The organism is Mucilaginibacter sp., from assembly GCF_041663085.1.
Classification (GTDB): Bacteria; Bacteroidota; Bacteroidia; order Sphingobacteriales; family Sphingobacteriaceae; genus Mucilaginibacter.
This window is the reverse complement of sequence record NZ_JBAZRC010000116.1, coordinates 1-15,785: the sequence shown is the minus strand read 5'-3', so window position 1 is coordinate 15,785 and position 15,785 is coordinate 1. Positions and strand designations below refer to the sequence as shown.

The 15,785-nt window shown below is 42.3% G+C and carries 11 protein-coding genes; 10 read left to right on the top strand and 1 reads right to left on the bottom strand.

Translation table 11 applies throughout. The features are described 5' to 3' along the window. The 6 genes from WC615_RS17655 to WC615_RS17630 form a co-directional block, all read left to right on the top strand. Positions 1-289: carboxyl transferase domain-containing protein (locus WC615_RS17655; RefSeq protein WP_372979396.1), on the top strand; the 289-nt coding region annotated here is incomplete at its 5' end. Positions 290-653: 364 nt separating this feature from the next. Next, on the top strand, positions 654-1,118 hold the full coding sequence (locus WC615_RS17650; protein ID WP_372979395.1) for a GNAT family N-acetyltransferase: 465 nt from the start codon (positions 654-656) through the stop codon (positions 1,116-1,118). A 216-nt stretch (positions 1,119-1,334) separates the two neighbouring features. Then, positions 1,335-2,450, top strand: coding sequence for a M42 family metallopeptidase (locus WC615_RS17645; RefSeq protein WP_372979394.1), 1,116 nt, complete (start codon positions 1,335-1,337; stop codon positions 2,448-2,450). A 68-nt stretch (positions 2,451-2,518) separates the two neighbouring features. After that, on the top strand, positions 2,519-3,421 hold the full coding sequence (locus WC615_RS17640) for an NDP-sugar synthase (protein ID WP_372979393.1): 903 nt from the start codon (positions 2,519-2,521) through the stop codon (positions 3,419-3,421). Positions 3,422-3,592: 171 nt separating this feature from the next. Continuing rightward, positions 3,593-6,526 (top strand): insulinase family protein, encoded by a 2,934-nt coding sequence (locus WC615_RS17635; protein WP_372979392.1) that lies wholly within the window; start codon positions 3,593-3,595, stop codon positions 6,524-6,526. Positions 6,527-7,114: 588 nt separating this feature from the next. After that, positions 7,115-7,489: a PleD family two-component system response regulator gene (locus tag WC615_RS17630; protein ID WP_372979391.1), complete on the top strand. Its 375-nt coding sequence runs from the start codon at positions 7,115-7,117 to the stop codon at positions 7,487-7,489. Here WC615_RS17630 and WC615_RS17625 read toward each other — a convergent pair. Continuing rightward, entirely contained in the window at positions 7,486-8,601 is a 1,116-nt protein-coding gene (locus tag WC615_RS17625) for a hypothetical protein (protein ID WP_372979390.1), read from the bottom strand. The genes WC615_RS17630 and WC615_RS17625 overlap by 4 nt on opposite strands. 169 nt (positions 8,602-8,770) lie before the next feature. Between WC615_RS17625 and WC615_RS17620 the strand changes: the two genes are divergently transcribed. Genes WC615_RS17620 through WC615_RS17605 form a run of 4 tightly spaced genes read left to right on the top strand, consistent with a single transcriptional unit; the run spans position 8,771 to position 15,758 of the window. After that, complete coding sequence (locus tag WC615_RS17620; protein ID WP_372979389.1) at positions 8,771-12,001, top strand: tetratricopeptide repeat protein; 3,231 nt, start codon at positions 8,771-8,773, stop codon at positions 11,999-12,001. Positions 12,002-12,014: 13 nt separating this feature from the next. Next, on the top strand, positions 12,015-13,844 hold the full coding sequence (locus tag WC615_RS17615) for a TonB-dependent receptor domain-containing protein (RefSeq protein ID WP_372979388.1): 1,830 nt from the start codon (positions 12,015-12,017) through the stop codon (positions 13,842-13,844). A 38-nt stretch (positions 13,845-13,882) separates the two neighbouring features. Next, positions 13,883-14,986, top strand: coding sequence for an SPOR domain-containing protein (locus tag WC615_RS17610; protein ID WP_372979387.1), 1,104 nt, complete (start codon positions 13,883-13,885; stop codon positions 14,984-14,986). A 58-nt stretch (positions 14,987-15,044) separates the two neighbouring features. Then, positions 15,045-15,758 (top strand): MotA/TolQ/ExbB proton channel family protein, encoded by a 714-nt coding sequence (locus WC615_RS17605; RefSeq protein WP_372979386.1) that lies wholly within the window; start codon positions 15,045-15,047, stop codon positions 15,756-15,758. The last annotated feature ends 27 nt before the right edge of the window (positions 15,759-15,785 follow it).

Genomic DNA, 15,785 nt, shown 5'->3' with positions numbered 1-15,785 from the left:
CTACGCCTGGCCAAGTGCAGAGATAGCCGTAATGGGTGCCAAAGGCGCTGCCGAGATCATCTTTAAACGAGAGATAACCGCCGCCGAAGACCCGGAAGCCAAATGGCGCGAAAAGGAAGAGCAATATGCAACCATCTTCGCCAACCCATACCGTGCCGCCGAGCGTGGTTTTATTGACGAGGTAATTGCCCCGGCAGAAACCCGCATAAAGCTGATCCACGCCTTTAAAATGCTGGAGAATAAAGTGGTGAACAACCCAAAGAAAAAGCATGGGAATATCCCTTTGTAGGAAGTAAAAATGCAAAGCAGGGGCCTCGTGTGATTCCCTCCCAGCGGGAGGGTGCAGGGAGGGGTTTAGCAAAGCGATATATAGCTCCGCTACCGCAAGCGTCCCGCTTGTGGGTTTAGGAATATAATAACCTGGTTAAGGATGCAAGGTGTATACTAAGCATGCTACCACAAGCGGGACGCTTGCGGTAGCGGAGGAAACACACCATTCCAAAAAGTCATTCAATGAAGAAGTTGAAGAATTCTTGACTAATTATGGATGGAGTATCATTCCTACATAGTTAAATTATTGCGGCTAAAGCCGGTTTATTTAGTTTTTTATCCGTTGGCTAAAGCCAACGGCAATGAAATGATAATTACTAAATTTGCATAAATTCGAACTTGAACATTCGAAATTCGAAATCAACATTACCATGCTCTCTATCGAACAAATAACCCCTCACCTAACCTGGCGCCTGCGCAGGGACATATTGTATCCGGGCAGGTACCTGCATGATATGGAAATAGAGGAGGATAACCATGGTTATCACTTTGGGGCTTTTAACGATAATGTGCTGGTTGGTGTGGTATCGTTGTTTCAAAACGGCACCGACTGGCAGTTTCGTAAGTTTGCCGTGATCAGTGATGTGCAAAAACAAGGTATTGGCACACAGTTATTGAATTATATTACCGGCTTTACCGAACGCGAGAACGGTACAAGGCTTTGGTGCAACGCGCGCCTGTCGGCAACGGGGTTTTATGCCAAAAATGGCTTTAGCGAAACAGGCAGTAAATTTCATAAAAACGGCTTTGATTACATCATCATGCAGAAAAGCCTCCCCTCAAAATAAAAAAAGATCAGCCTGCCTTGCGCAAACTGACCTTTATTAACTAACTAAATTAACTGATCTTATTATTACGCCGCAAAGGTGAGGTTACACTGTAAAGTGAATGTTAAGTAATAAATAAGGTTTTACTGCTTTACACAGATATTGCTTCATTATCAACAGCTTTATTATATTTGCCCACGGCTACCCTCCCCCTGGTAGCGTTATTATATACAACACATGGCAAAAAAGAAACCAGAGGCCGAACAAAAACCGGCCATAGTAAACGAAGCATCATTAGCATTTTTTGAAAAATACATCAATAACCCTTCTCCAACCGGTTTTGAGTGGAAAGGCCAGCAGCTTTGGCTTGATTATTTAAAGCCTTACATTGACGATCATTTTGTAGATAATTACGGCACAGCGGTTGGTGTTATCAACCCAAAAGCCGAATACAAGGTGGTTATTGAGGCGCATGCCGATGAGATCTCGTGGTTTGTAAACTATATCACAAACGATGGTTTGATCTACGTTATCCGTAATGGCGGTAGTGACCATCAGATAGCCCCGTCGAAACGTGTGGATATCCATACCGATAACGGCATTGTAAAAGCGGTATTTGGCTGGCCTGCAATACATACCCGCTTAGGCGGCGAAAAGGAAGAAGCGCCTACTCTGAAAAACATCTTTTTAGATTGTGGTTGCACCAGCAAAGAAGAGGTTGAGGCACTGGGTATCCACGTAGGTTGCGTTATTACTTACGAGGATGAGTTTATGATACTGAACAACCGCTATTACGTTGGCCGTGCATTGGATAACCGCGCAGGTGGTTTTATGATAGCCGAGGTTGCGCGTTTATTAAAAGAGAACAAGGTTAAGCTTCCTTTCGGTTTATATATTGTTAACGCCGTACAGGAAGAGATTGGCCTGCGTGGAGCCGAAATGATAGCACACCGCATTAAACCAAACGTAGCTATTGTTACCGATGTTACGCATGATACCGGCACCCCGATGATCAGCAAAATAACCCAGGGCGACCTGGCCTGCGGTAAAGGCCCGGTTATATCATACGCCCCTGCGGTACAAAACAACCTGAATAAATTGCTTATAGAATCGGCACAAAAAGCGGGCATACCGTTTCAGCGCCAGGCGTCATCACGCTCAACAGGTACAGATACCGATGCGTTTGCTTACTCAAATGATGGCGTGCCATCGGCCTTAATATCTTTACCGCTGCGCTATATGCACACCACTGTTGAGATGATCCACAAGGAGGATGTAGATAACGTTATCCGTTTGATATATGAATGTTTATTAAATATTAAAAACGGCCAGGATTTCAGGTACATTAAATAATTTTTAAAACTTTTATACACAATAAATCTTTGTGTATAACAACATACACCTATACCCCAAATTTTAGAATGAAACCTACATTATTAATTTTGGCCGCAGGAATGGCCAGCCGCTATGGCAGCATGAAACAAGTAGATGGCTTTGGCCCTAACGGCGAAACCATTATCGACTATTCTATTTACGATGCTATTAAAGCAGGTTTTGGAAAAGTTAGCTTTATCATCCGTGAGGAGTTTGCCGAGCCATTTAAAGCCATATTTGAGCCAAAATTAAAAGGCCGTATTGAAACTGATTACGTTTACCAAAGTTTTGACCTGGAGCCTTTTGGTATACATGAAAAAATTGAACGTGCAAAACCATGGGGTACCGCGCATGCTGTTTTAGCTGCACGCAACCAGGTACACGAGCCTTTCTGCGTTATAAACGCCGATGACTTTTATGGTTTTGATGCTTTTGATAAAATGGCCAAATTTCTGAATACCGAGGTATCAGACGACCAATACGCTATTATCGGTTACCAAATAGATAAAACTTTATCAGACTACGGTACCGTATCACGCGGTGTTTGCGCGGTTGATGCCAATGGTAATATGACCGAAGTAACCGAGCGTACCGAAGTTTACTTTAAAGAAGATGGCAGCGTTGCTTACAGAGATACAACAGGCGAACATCCATTAAGTAATGACACACGCGTATCTATGAATTTTTGGGGCTTTACCCCGGCGGTTTTTAAACAAAGCGAAGACCTGTTCAAAAAATTTGTTGAAGAGAACAAAACCAACCCAAAATCAGAGTTCTTTATCCCACTGGTGGCTGATAACCTGATCAAAAACGGGACTGCTGCATTTAAAGTTATCCCTACTGCCAACAAATGGTTTGGTGTAACTTATAAAGAAGATAAACCTATCGTTCAAAAATCAATATCAGAACTGGTAGAGAATGGTACTTACCCAAGCAATCTTTGGGTGTAATACTCATTCAGGTAATGCAAAAAGTCCCGCCCAAAAAGCGGGACTTTTTGCATTGTAGCTCCCGCCTGTTCGTAACTTTATTGTTAAGCAGGGCCAGTATTTACACTTTTATATTCCCACCTAAGTAAATAGTTAAAGGGCTTACTTATATTTATCTCTTAAACTATTAACATGAAATTAAAATTATCGCTCATTTTGTTGCTGATAGGCGGCTACGCAAGCCAGTCATCGGCACAAACTATCAATGCCTGGAAAACGGCTACATCTGGTGGGTATACCTATAAATATGTAACCGGCGACCCAACCCACTCGCGTTTTTACACCTTAAAGAACGGGCTTACGGTTATACTTAGCCCCACCGCAAAACAGCCCCGTATACAGGCTTACATTGCCGTAAAAGCGGGCAGCAAAACCGACCCGGCCGACCATACCGGCCTTGCCCACTACCTGGAACACATGATGTTTAAAGGTACCAACAAGTTTGGCTCACTTAACTGGGCAAAAGAAAAACCACTGCTTGACCAGATAGACGAGCTTTACGAGCAGTACAACTCTACCAAAGACGAGGCTAAGCGTAAAGAGATCTACAAACAGATAGATAAAACATCGGGCGAGGCGGCAAAATTTGCCATCGCCAACGAGTATGATAAAATGATGACCGGCATGGGCGGCCAAAACAGTAACGCCTTTACATCGTTTGAGCAAACTGTTTATACAGAGGATATCCCAAGCTCATCAATCGATAAATTTTTGACCATGCAGGGCGAGCGCTTCCGCATGCCGGTACTGCGCATCTTCCACACGGAATTAGAAGCCGTGTACGAAGAAAAAAACCGTGGGCTTGACAGCGACCCCAGCAAGGTGCAGGAAGCTATGTTCGAAGCCCTGTTCCCCAATAATAACTATGGTAAACAAACCACCATTGGTACTATTGAGCATTTAAAAAACCCATCGTTAAAAGCTATCCGCAAGTACTATTATAACTATTACGTACCTAATAACATGGGCGTTATCCTGTCGGGCGATTTTAACCCCGATGTGATGATTAAAAAAGTGGCACAGCATTTCAATTATATGAAGCCTACTACCGTGCCGCCATACAAATATGCACCAGAGGCGCCTATTACCGCACCTGTTCAGCGTGATGTTTATGGCCCTAACCCCGAGAACCTGACCATTGCTTACCGTTTCCCGGGGGCAAGCACCCGCGATGCCCGTTTATTAAGCCTTGTGGGTTCATTGTTAACCAATGGCAAGGCCGGCTTATTTGACCTCGACCTAACCAAAAAACAAAAACTACTAAGCGCATTTGCATCGGCCAATACTTTAAAAGACTACAGCGTACTTGTTTTACGCGGTACGCCGGTTAAAGGCCAGTCGTTAGACGATGTGAAAGCTTTAATGCTGGGCGAAATTGATAAACTACGCAAAGGCGAGTTCTCTGACGACCTGATCCAATCTATCGTAAACAACTACAAAAAAAGCAAAATAGAGCAGGACGAAAGCTACAACCAGCGCGCAAGCAACCTGATGGACGATTTTACATCGGGCGTTGACTGGCGTACAGATGTGGCTTCTATCAGCGAACTATCAAAAGTAACCAAACCGCAGATCGTCGCCTTTGCTAACAAATACTTAAAGGACAACAACTTTGTAATTGTTTACAAACACCAGGGCGCCGATAAAAATATTATTAAGGTTGAAAAACCACCTATAACCCCGGTTGAGGTGAACGCAGGTGAACAATCGGCCTATGTAAAAATGATCAACGCCATACCAGCCACCCCTGTACAACCCGTTTGGCTTGATTATAATAAGGATATCCAACGCGCAAAAGCAGGCCCGGTAGATGTATTAGCTGTACAAAACAAGGATAACAGCATCTTCCGCTTGTATTACCGTTATGATATGGGGAGCTGGAACAATAAAATGTTACCAATAGCTGCCCAGTACCTGCAATTTTTAGGCACCGATAAACTAAGCGCCGAAGATATCAGCAAGGCGTTTTACAAGCTGGCATCGGCATTTAACGTTAGCGCAGCTACCGAAAATGCAACCATCAGCATTAACGGCCTGCAGGAAAACTTTGGTGCCTCGGTAACCCTTTTTGAAAATTTGCTGGCCAATTGCAAAGCCGATGAAAAGGCATTAACCGGTTTAAAAGCCCGCCTAAAAAGATCGAGAGAGAACTTTAAGCTTAACAAAGGCGCTATTATGCAGGGCCTTGTAAGTTATGCACAGTACGGCCCTCAAAACCCGTTCAATTATGTATTAACCGACGAGGAAATTGATAACATTAAGGCCGACGACCTGGTAGCTATACTGCACAGCCTGGTTAATTACAAACACACCATATTATACTATGGCCCGCAAACCGCGATACAGGCAGGCGCTGCTTTAACCAAACTGCATAAAACACCGGCCACCTTTACGCCCTACCCGGCCGCAAAAATATTTACCCGCGTAAAAGCCGATAAAAACACTGTACTGTTTGGCAACTACGATATGGTACAGGCCGAGATACAATGGATACGTAACGAAGATGCGTACGACGCGGCTAAGGCACCAACTATTGAATTGTTTAACAATTACTTTGGCGGCGGCATCAGTTCAATTGTTTTCCAGAACATCCGCGAATCAAAAGCATTGGCCTATTCAACCTATGCTTATTATATAGAATCGCAGAAGAAAGAAGACAGCAACAGCTTTGTGGCCTATGTAGGTACACAAGCAGATAAGATGAATGAAGCGATACCTGCCATGAATGAGCTATTGAACAAAATGCCCGAATCTACCGAGGCCTTTAAATCGGCAAGGGAAAACATCCACAAATCGATAGAAACAGACCGTATTACCCAGGATGGGATATTGTTTAATTATTTGGCCGCGCAACGCAAAGGGCTGAATTACGACATCAGGAAAAACGTATTTGAAACCGTTGGTAAGATCACCTATACCGATCTTAATGCTTTTCATGATTACGAATTGAAAGCTAAGCCATACACCTATTGTATAGTGGCTTCAGACAAACGTGTTACCGAAGACGACCTTAAAAAATATGGCGAACTTTTAAAGCCAGACATGAAACAAATATTTGGATATTAATCCTCACTAAATAAAACACGGGCAGAAATTTCCTTTCGGCCCGTGTTTTTAATTGCTACGAACATTTAGTTTCTAAATTTTACAATACAATTTTTTAACAGTATTTTAATATCGAAAAAGAATGGGCTTATACAAATCGGGATCTGAAAAGCTTATAAATGAACAAAATGACTAATAAAAACATATTCAGATTAAATTATCTTCAGTTGTTAAATATGGCACAACCGTAACATTAACAATCCTAAAAGTCATATAAAATAAACACACAGCAAACTATTTATTAATACAGTTCGTATATTATAAAACATCTATTTTAAACATATATAAGCACATAACATTGAGTCACTCTGCGAAAGTATCAAGCACGCATTGTCCAAAATGCGGCAATTTATTTCATCACCAGCTCCACAGAAACTGGTTCATCAAAAACATATTTTTCTTTTTACCCTTAAAAAGATACTTCTGCGCCAACTGCAAAAAAGCGAGGTATATCATAAAAAAATCCGATTAGACTTTACTTTGCAGCTTTTTGGTATAAGTATTGCTATTAAGTAACCATATTATATACAGATACTTATTGATACATACATGAGACGGATTTTAGCTGTAGACGATGACCATGACATACTAGAGGTACTGCAATTTATACTGGAAGATTCGGGTTATAAAGTAGACACTCTTTCTGACGGACGCCAATTAATGGATACTATACGGGACAAACACCCCGACCTTATACTCCTTGATATTATGCTGGGTAATATGGATGGCCGAGAACTTTGTAAAGAAGTTAAAAGGCAGGCAGCTACTCACAAAATACCCGTTATCATGATCTCTGCAAGCCATAACATAGCTGATAGTTTAAAACAAGAGAATGGCCCTAACGATTTTGTTGCCAAGCCATTTGATATTAACGTACTGCTCGATTCTATCAAAAAGCAGTTAACTCCATCGGCTGCAGCTTAAAGGGCTTTTTTCTTTACCCCCAGCGCAGATAATTGATCATCTATCCTGTTGTTCCATAACTGTTGCTGGTAAGCATTCGTACTATGAGCAGTTTCTGCATCATACTTCTTTTGCATATCGTGCAGCTCTCGCAAAGCATCCAGGTAAGCCATATTTATGGTACCATCGTAATTATCGGGTGGTAATTTTTCCCGCATAACATTCTGTTTAAAATGTTCGGCTACCAGTTTGGCAATATCAAAATGCCGCTGCTCGTGGTTAAGGCTATTTGCGTTTACCGCGCCCGGGCTAACCCAACTTGCGATTTTGGGTATATACACCTTAATAGCAAGGGTAACATTTACAGTACTATTGCTTACGCTTACATGCTCATCATAACCCATACTGGCAAATACCTCTGCACCGTTCCGGGTACCGTTATGTTGCTTCCCCTTAAAATCGGCCCAGGTTAAAGGGCGGTTAATACTATAATATATGGTATCCCCTTTTACAGCTTCATTATAATCTGTAAAAGAAACTTTAACAGCCTTTGCCAGCATAATGTTGATACCGGCCTGCGCGTTCATCCAGTTATTTATATAAACCAGGCTATTGCTTAATGCGCTTCTTAACAAAGGTTCAATTTGTTGCGCGGGGCCAGCCTTACGGCTGTAAGTGGTATTGGTATTATAATTAACAAGGTGTACGGCATCGTCTCCCTTTTGCAGGTAAAAAAATGCCGTTAGCTTAATGTCTCCCTTAACCAACCCGTTGTTAGCGGGGCCTTCGGTAACATATAAGGTGGTAAGTTTTACAATAACCGGGCGTTTGCTTTTATCAACCGGTAAGGCATATGTTACAAAGTTTTTAATGGCCGCTATGCCGCCTTTAACATCAATATCATAAACCTCTGTTTGCTTACCGGGATTGTTGGCATAAGGCTGTAGTTTGCCAATATGGTTATTCTCTTTACGCCCGTCATCAACAGCGGCTATGTAAAATTCTTTAGGGGTGATACTTAACGCCTGGTTTTGCAGCGTTATATAGGTAATCGGCTGTGTACCGGCTTTAAATGCCGATATGCATACAAACAAACCCAATAATACCATGTTACAAAATCCACTTTTTAGCATATTAATACCCAAACGGTTAGCTGTGTTAAATATTTTTACGCATACAGGCAATAACCTAATAATAACTATATGGTAAGTTAATAAGGTTATTTAAAGTTTTCCACAAGCATACCATGGGTATATTCAGCGTCGTTTAAAAAAAGTGCTTATCCACATTTGTTAATTACTAATGTGGATTGCATTTTTGCGTTTAGCTAATTTAGCACCATCATTAATGCGCTTTATGATCAAACTTAAATACATTACCTTAATTGCACCGGTATTTTTAGCCCTGCCAACGCTGGCGCAGCAAAACCCATCGTTCCATACTAATCGCACTTACCAAAATGCGAACAACCTGATGGCTATGGGTAAATACGCAGCCGCAGCCGAACAGTATCGTCTGGTTGAACAAACCAGGTTAAAAACCGGCGAGCAATCAAAATTTGAATCTGAACTATCCCTGTTAAAAGAGAACGCGCAATATTACGAAGCTGTATGCGCCCTTGAACTGGGAAACGATGATGCCGAAAGCAGGCTTACCCGTTTTATTAAAGAACACCCCGAAAACCCGCTAACCAAGCAGGCTTATTTCCAGGTGGGTAAATCATACTTTAAACAGGGCAAATATGACGAAGCTTTGGTTTGGTTTAATAAAGTTGATGCTGTTGACCTTAACGGCGCGCAAAACACCGAATACAAATTCAGGAAAGGTTACGCGTATTTTGTTACCAACGATTATAAAAATGCGCAGTTATTATTCGCCGAAGTAAAAAACAAGCGGTCACCTTTTATGGATGATGCTACTTATTACTTTGCTTACATTGCCTATTTAAATAAAGACTACCACCTGGCGCTTGTAAATTTCGAGAAACTAAAAAATTCAAAAAAATACGAGAACAGCTATCCATATTATATCACAGCCGTTTACTTTTTAGACAAACGCTATGATGATGTTATTAGCTACGCCATCCCTATCATTAACAGCACCAAACAGCAAAATGAAACCGAGATGCTGCGCATTATTGGTGCATCGTACTTTGCAAAGGCCAATTATGATAAAGCGGTTGAATATTACAGCCGTTTTGAAGATGCCGACCAGGGCCGCACCCAAAACACACAGGATAGCTACCAAATGGGCTATGCCTATTACAAGGTAGGCAATAACGGCAAAGCCGCCAGCATATTGGAGAAGCTTGTTGCACAAAACGACAATTACAGCCAAAGCGGTAGTTATACTTTAGGTGATGTGTTCCTTAAAATGAACAATAAGCAAAGCGCCCGTAACGCTTTCCTCACGGCATCAAGGTTGAATTATGACAAGCAGTTACAAGAGGATGCACTTTACCAGTACGCCAAATTATCGTACGAGCTTGATTTTAATAACGAAGCACTTGTTGCCACACGCACGTACTTAAAGAATTATCCGCGTGCTCCGCGTACCGACGAGGTGAAGATTTTGTTGGGCGAAGCGTTGTTAAACTCTAAAAATTATAAAGAAGCAGTTGAGATACTGGAACCGATACCAAATAAATCTGAAAGCGCACAGATTGCCTATCAAAAAGTAACCTATTACCGCGGTTTAGAATTTTATAACGAGCGTGCTTTTGAGAACGCAATAGGTATTTTCTTAAGGTCGTTACGTAATCCTGTTGATACCAAAGTACAGGCCTTAACCCTCTATTGGATGGCCGAATCGATGTACGAGGTACGCAAGTACACCGAATCTGTTGAAAATTTTGAGCAATTTTTGGCTATGCCCGAAGCTAAAGAAACCGTAGTTGCCAACTTTGCCAACTACGCATTGGCTTATGCGGCCTTTTATGATGAGCAGTACAGCAAAGCCGCCAAATACTTCGAGAAGTTTTTGCGGGGTGACGTAAAAGACCAGGCTACAGAAAACGATGCGATAAGCCGTTTGGGCGATAGTTATTTTGGGATGAAAAGCTATGGCAGCGCCTTAGATAATTATAATAAAATTATTGCCCGCCACAGCCAGGGCCAGGAATACGCATTGTTTCAACGTGGTATTATCCAGGGATTGCAGGGTAACCCTGATGCCAAAATAGCAACGCTGAACGGCCTGTTGAGCCAGTTCCCAAATTCGGATTATGCTGATGACTCTGCATTTGAGATAGCCTATGCCTACTTCCTTAAAAATGACGGAGAGCGTGCAAAATCAGATCTGACCGCCATGATACAGAAGTACCCGCACAGCAGTTACGTACCACGTGCTTACACTACTATCGGTTTGATAGACTATAATGCAGGCAATGATGACCTGGCAACAGAATCGTTCAAAAAAGTGGTATCAGATTACTCCTCTTCGGACGAAGCCAAACAGGCGCTGAAACAGGTTGAAAAGATCTACACTGATAAAGGTGATGCTGGGTCGTTCTTAACCTATGCCAACTCAACTGCTATTGGTAATTACAGCACTTCTGAGCAGGAAAACATTATGATAACCGCCGCCAACAACCTTTATTTAAAAGGCGACTGGCAGGGAACGGTGAATGCGGTTAATGCTTACTTTGATAAATTCCCAACCAAGCAGATCTACGAGAAACAGGCAAGGTTTATACGCGCACAGGGTTTAGCCAACCTGGGCAAAGCAGACGAAGCTGTTGTTGATTACAACGTTATCCTGAACGACTGGACAAGCACTTACAGCGAAAAAGCGTTGATCAGTATGGCTAAGTTGTACATGAGCCAGAAGAAATATAACGATGCCATCGTGTTCCTGAAAAGGCTGGAAACCAATTCTGAGTATAAGGCCGATTACACCTTCGCGGTAAACAACTTATTGTTATGCTACTCGCAGATAAATATGGCCGATGATGTGCTTAAGTACGTTAAGCTTGTACGCGATAACGAGAAAACATCACAAGAGGATAAATTTAAAACCGGGTTGTATGCCGGTAAAGCCTACTTACAACGCGGCGATACCACTGCAGCTGTAAAAGAGTTGAACTACACAGTTACCAATACCAAAACCATAGCGGCAGCCGAGGCTAAATACAATATTGCCAATGTAGAGTATTTACAAGGCAAGTATAAAACATCGCAAAAAACCTGTTTCGATTTGGTGAAGGATTTGCCTAACTACGATTACTGGGTGGCTAAAACCTACATCTTACTGGCCGATAACTATGTTGGTTTAAAAGACAATTTCCAGGCCAAGGCCACACTGCAAAGTATTATGGACAATTACAAAGGCGATGATGATATACTAACCACCGCCCGCCAGAAAATGAATGTGCTTGAGCCGCAAAAAGCCAAACAACAGGAAAAACCTGCCGATAAAAAACCGGTGGAAGAAACCAAACCGGTAGAAGAGACCAAACCGGCAGAACAGGAGAAGCCGGCCACAACCGAGCCTGCTAAAACAGAACCAACTACACAGGAAAACAAAGAACAATAGAACAAGACAAGCAATGAATTTAAAATACACCATAGCACTGCTTACCTTTTTAACGGTATTTTACTTTGTTCCTGCCAGCGCACAAACAAAGAAGACGACAGATAAGAAACAACCGGCAAAAACCGCAAAAAAACCTGCGGCCAAACCGGCAACCACCAAAAAGGCTAATGCAAAAACACTGGGCGACGCGGCATCTAAAGTGCAGGCCGCCGATACCACCAAAAAAGGCGGGCAAAATAACGCACCCAACAACAATAGCAGCCTTGCCGAAGAGATTGTGGTAACCACATCATACAAACCGGTATTGGCAGAGGCGGTAAAAATTCGCCGTAACCCCGATCTGGAAGATAAAATGCCATACAAGGCACCTTTAAGCTACACCCCGTTAGATAAAAAACTGGCACAGGATAATAATATACGCCAGCTTGATGCCATGAAAAGGCCGCAAGAGCAGGATTCTACCCAGTATAATAATTACGCAAAAGCCGGTATTGGTAGTATGAAAACCACCTTTGGAGAAGCTTACTTTGGCAACGGTAAAGATGAAGCCCTACAGGTTGGCGGTTATGTAAAACACCTGGCGCAATCAGGCAGTTCTTTAAACAAACAGAATGATAGCCGTCAGGAAATTGGTGTATTTGGTAAAAGCATCGGGACTGATAACACCCTTAGCGGCCGTATCACCTACAAACGCCATCAAACTTATTTCTATGGCCTTGATCAGGATTTAACCCCTCCCCCTGTTTTCGACCCGGCAAAACAAACCTTTAACACCATTGGCGCCGAAGGCGAGATAGCCAAGAATTTCAAAGACGAGGAAAACGCATTTACCTATGCAGCCAAGTTTAACGGCTATATATTTAACAATGCTTACAGCGCCAAAGAAAGCAACATTGTTTTAAGCGGCTATTTAAACAAAACCGTTAAGCAATTTTACGCGGGCTTAAGTGCGTCGTTAGATCTGGGTTCGCAAAAGGATATAGCCTACTCTAATAACAACAGTATCATTAGGGCCAACCCTTACATCAAGTTCCAGGGCGATAATTATAAGATAGATGCGGGTGTAAACATTGCCAAAGAGTTTGGCATGTCAGATCGTTTTTACATTTTCCCGGCTGCAAAACTGGAGTTACAGGTGGTACCTAAATACGTACGTTTATTTGCCGAAGCAAAAGGCGATATCAACAAAGCTTCTATCAGGGATTTTACGGATACTAACCCTTTCCTGGGCGAGAACATCAATCTGATCAACTCGGTAGATAAGTTGGATATCACACTGGGCTTAAAAGGCACACTGGCACCGGGCCTTGGTTTTAAAGCGGCTATTTATCGCAACAGCATAAAAAACCTGCCATTATTTGTAAACAACTTTGCTGCTACAACAAACAAATACCAGGTAATATATGATAATGGCGATGCGCGTGTAAGCGGCTTTAACGGCGAACTTGATTTTAAAGCAAGCGAAGACGTAAATGTTTACGGCCGTGTTGAAATTAAAGATTATAAAATGGCCAGCGAAGCACAGCCATGGAACCTTCCTAAATTTATCCTTACCGCGGGTGCAAGCATCCACGTGAATGATAAGGTTGACATTAACGGTTCATTAATGTTCCGCGGTTCAACACAGGACCCATTGCAATTAGCCACCAGTACGCCTACTGCCCCTGTTTACACCAATGTTAAATCATTTGCCGACTTAAGCGGCGGTGTTACTTATAAAATAAACAAACAGTTTTCGGTATTTGCGCAGGCAAATAACATACTGAATGCTACCAGCAAAACATGGGTTTATTACCCAAATTACGGGTTTAATATATTTGGTGGCGTAGGCTATGCGTTTTAAGCTTTTTGATGTTTTATAATTATCCGTACTTTTAGCGAATGGATGTAGGCTATTTTATAAGCGAACTGCTAGCGCAACATGGCGACGTAAGTGTGCCCGGTTTGGGTTATTTTGCCCGTACGCGCATAAACGGCCACTATAACGAAAAGGAGGGTAAATTATACCCGCCTACTTATAGCGTACAGTTTGATCCGCAAAATATTGAGGACGAAACATTGGCGCAATATATTGTAGATAAGAAAAATATCTCGCTGGCATCATCCAAGTATTTTACCGAAAAGTTCATCACCAATATAAAGTTGCAGGCACAATCTGCCGAGACTGCGCTGGGCGACCTGGGCTGGTTTTATACCGAGGGTTCGCAGTTGTACTTCCGCCCAAATACAGGCTTGAGCACCGACCCTGATTTTTTTGGTTACCAACCTGTTAACCTGCATAAATTAGGCAGCGCACCTGTGGTAACTGAACCCGCCGCTACACCCGTTGAAGATGAGTATACAGTTCCTGTAGCTGTGCCTCAGCAACAGGAAGAAACCGACGGATACCGGTTTGAAACCGATGAAGAGCATGAGGCCTACCTGGTTGATCTGGCCCGTAAAAGGAGCAGAAACTCAACCATTACATTTGTGGTACTGGCATTATTATTTACGAGCCTGGTTGTATACCTGGTAAACAGGTATAATCCATCGGCATTTAACCTGGAAGCCCCAAAACATAAGGTAACCAAAACCGAAGCTGTAATTAATGCAAAGGTTGAACAGCCTGAAGATAGCACTGCCACCGCGAAAGATACAGCTAAAACAAGTGTTAAGCCAGATACTATTTCAACCACTAAAACCACAGTAATTAAAGATACTTTGGCAAAAACACCCGCTACTGCAAACAATAATATCGCAGGGCCACGTTATGAAATATTAGGAGGCTCATTTGCTACTATTGAAGAAGCCAACAGGGCAATAAAAAATTATAAAACTTTAGGCATAGAGGCAAGGATATTAGAAAATGTGCCGGGCAGGAAACGTAAGGTTACCTTAGGCACTTACGCTACCAGGGCTGAAGCAGTTGCCGCACAGGAGAAAATTTTAAGTACAAAAAAAGTAAAGGAAGCTGATACTTATATTCAGCCATATAATATTAAATAAAAACAAGAGGCCTTTTAACCAGGGCCTGCAAATTTACACCACGATTTATATAGACACTATGATGTTATTATTGCAAGTTGCAGCAGATACCACCCAAAAAATAATTGATACCGCGCACCAGGCTACACAACAGCTGGCAAAAATACCGGAAGAAGAATTACGCTTTGGCGACCTGCTGATAAAAGGTGGTTGGGTAATGGTGCCTATTGGTATACTGGCCGTATTAGGCCTTGTTATATTTTTCGAGCGTTTTTTCACCATCCGTAAAGCATCAAAAGATGAGTCGCATTTAATGAGCCAGGTACGCAGCAGCATCCACTCCGGCGATCTGCAATCGGCTATTGCTATTTGCCGCAACAGCAACTCGCCGCTGGGCCGTATGCTGCAAAAAGGTTTATTACGTATCGGTCGCCCGATAAAAGATATTGAAGGCGCTATAGAAAACGTAGGCAAGCTGGAAGTATCAAAACTGGAAAAGAACATCGGTATCATCGGTATAGTAGCCGGTATAGCGCCCATGTTTGGTTTCCTGGGAACTATCGCAGGGGTGATCAAGATCTTTTACGATATCTCAAAAACCGATAACATCAGTATGGGTGTTATATCGGGTGGTTTATACGTAAAAATGGTAACATCGGCAGCAGGTTTGTTTGTAGGTATCATTGCCTATGTATGCTACCATATTTTAAATATGATGGTTGATAAAGTGATACTGAAACTGGAAACCGATGCCATTGAATTTATTGACCTGTTAGAAGAGCCAAGCAAATGAATTTAAGAAAAAGACATAAAGGCGCAT

Excerpts from the sequence above, each read along its gene's own strand:
- WC615_RS17645 (WP_372979394.1), top strand. The coding sequence starts at position 1,335 with ATGGCAAAAAAGAAACCAGAGGCCGAACAAAAACCGGCCATAGTAAAC.
- WC615_RS17635 (WP_372979392.1), top strand. The coding sequence starts at position 3,593 with ATGAAATTAAAATTATCGCTCATTTTGTTGCTGATAGGCGGCTACGCA.
- WC615_RS17630 (WP_372979391.1), top strand. The coding sequence starts at position 7,115 with ATGAGACGGATTTTAGCTGTAGACGATGACCATGACATACTAGAGGTA.
- WC615_RS17610 (WP_372979387.1), top strand. The coding sequence starts at position 13,883 with ATGGATGTAGGCTATTTTATAAGCGAACTGCTAGCGCAACATGGCGAC.
- WC615_RS17615 (WP_372979388.1), top strand. The coding sequence starts at position 12,015 with ATGAATTTAAAATACACCATAGCACTGCTTACCTTTTTAACGGTATTT.
- WC615_RS17625 (WP_372979390.1), bottom strand. The coding sequence starts at position 8,601 with ATGCTAAAAAGTGGATTTTGTAACATGGTATTATTGGGTTTGTTTGTA.
- WC615_RS17620 (WP_372979389.1), top strand. The coding sequence starts at position 8,771 with ATGTGGATTGCATTTTTGCGTTTAGCTAATTTAGCACCATCATTAATG.
- WC615_RS17640 (WP_372979393.1), top strand. The coding sequence starts at position 2,519 with ATGAAACCTACATTATTAATTTTGGCCGCAGGAATGGCCAGCCGCTAT.
- WC615_RS17605 (WP_372979386.1), top strand. The coding sequence starts at position 15,045 with ATGATGTTATTATTGCAAGTTGCAGCAGATACCACCCAAAAAATAATT.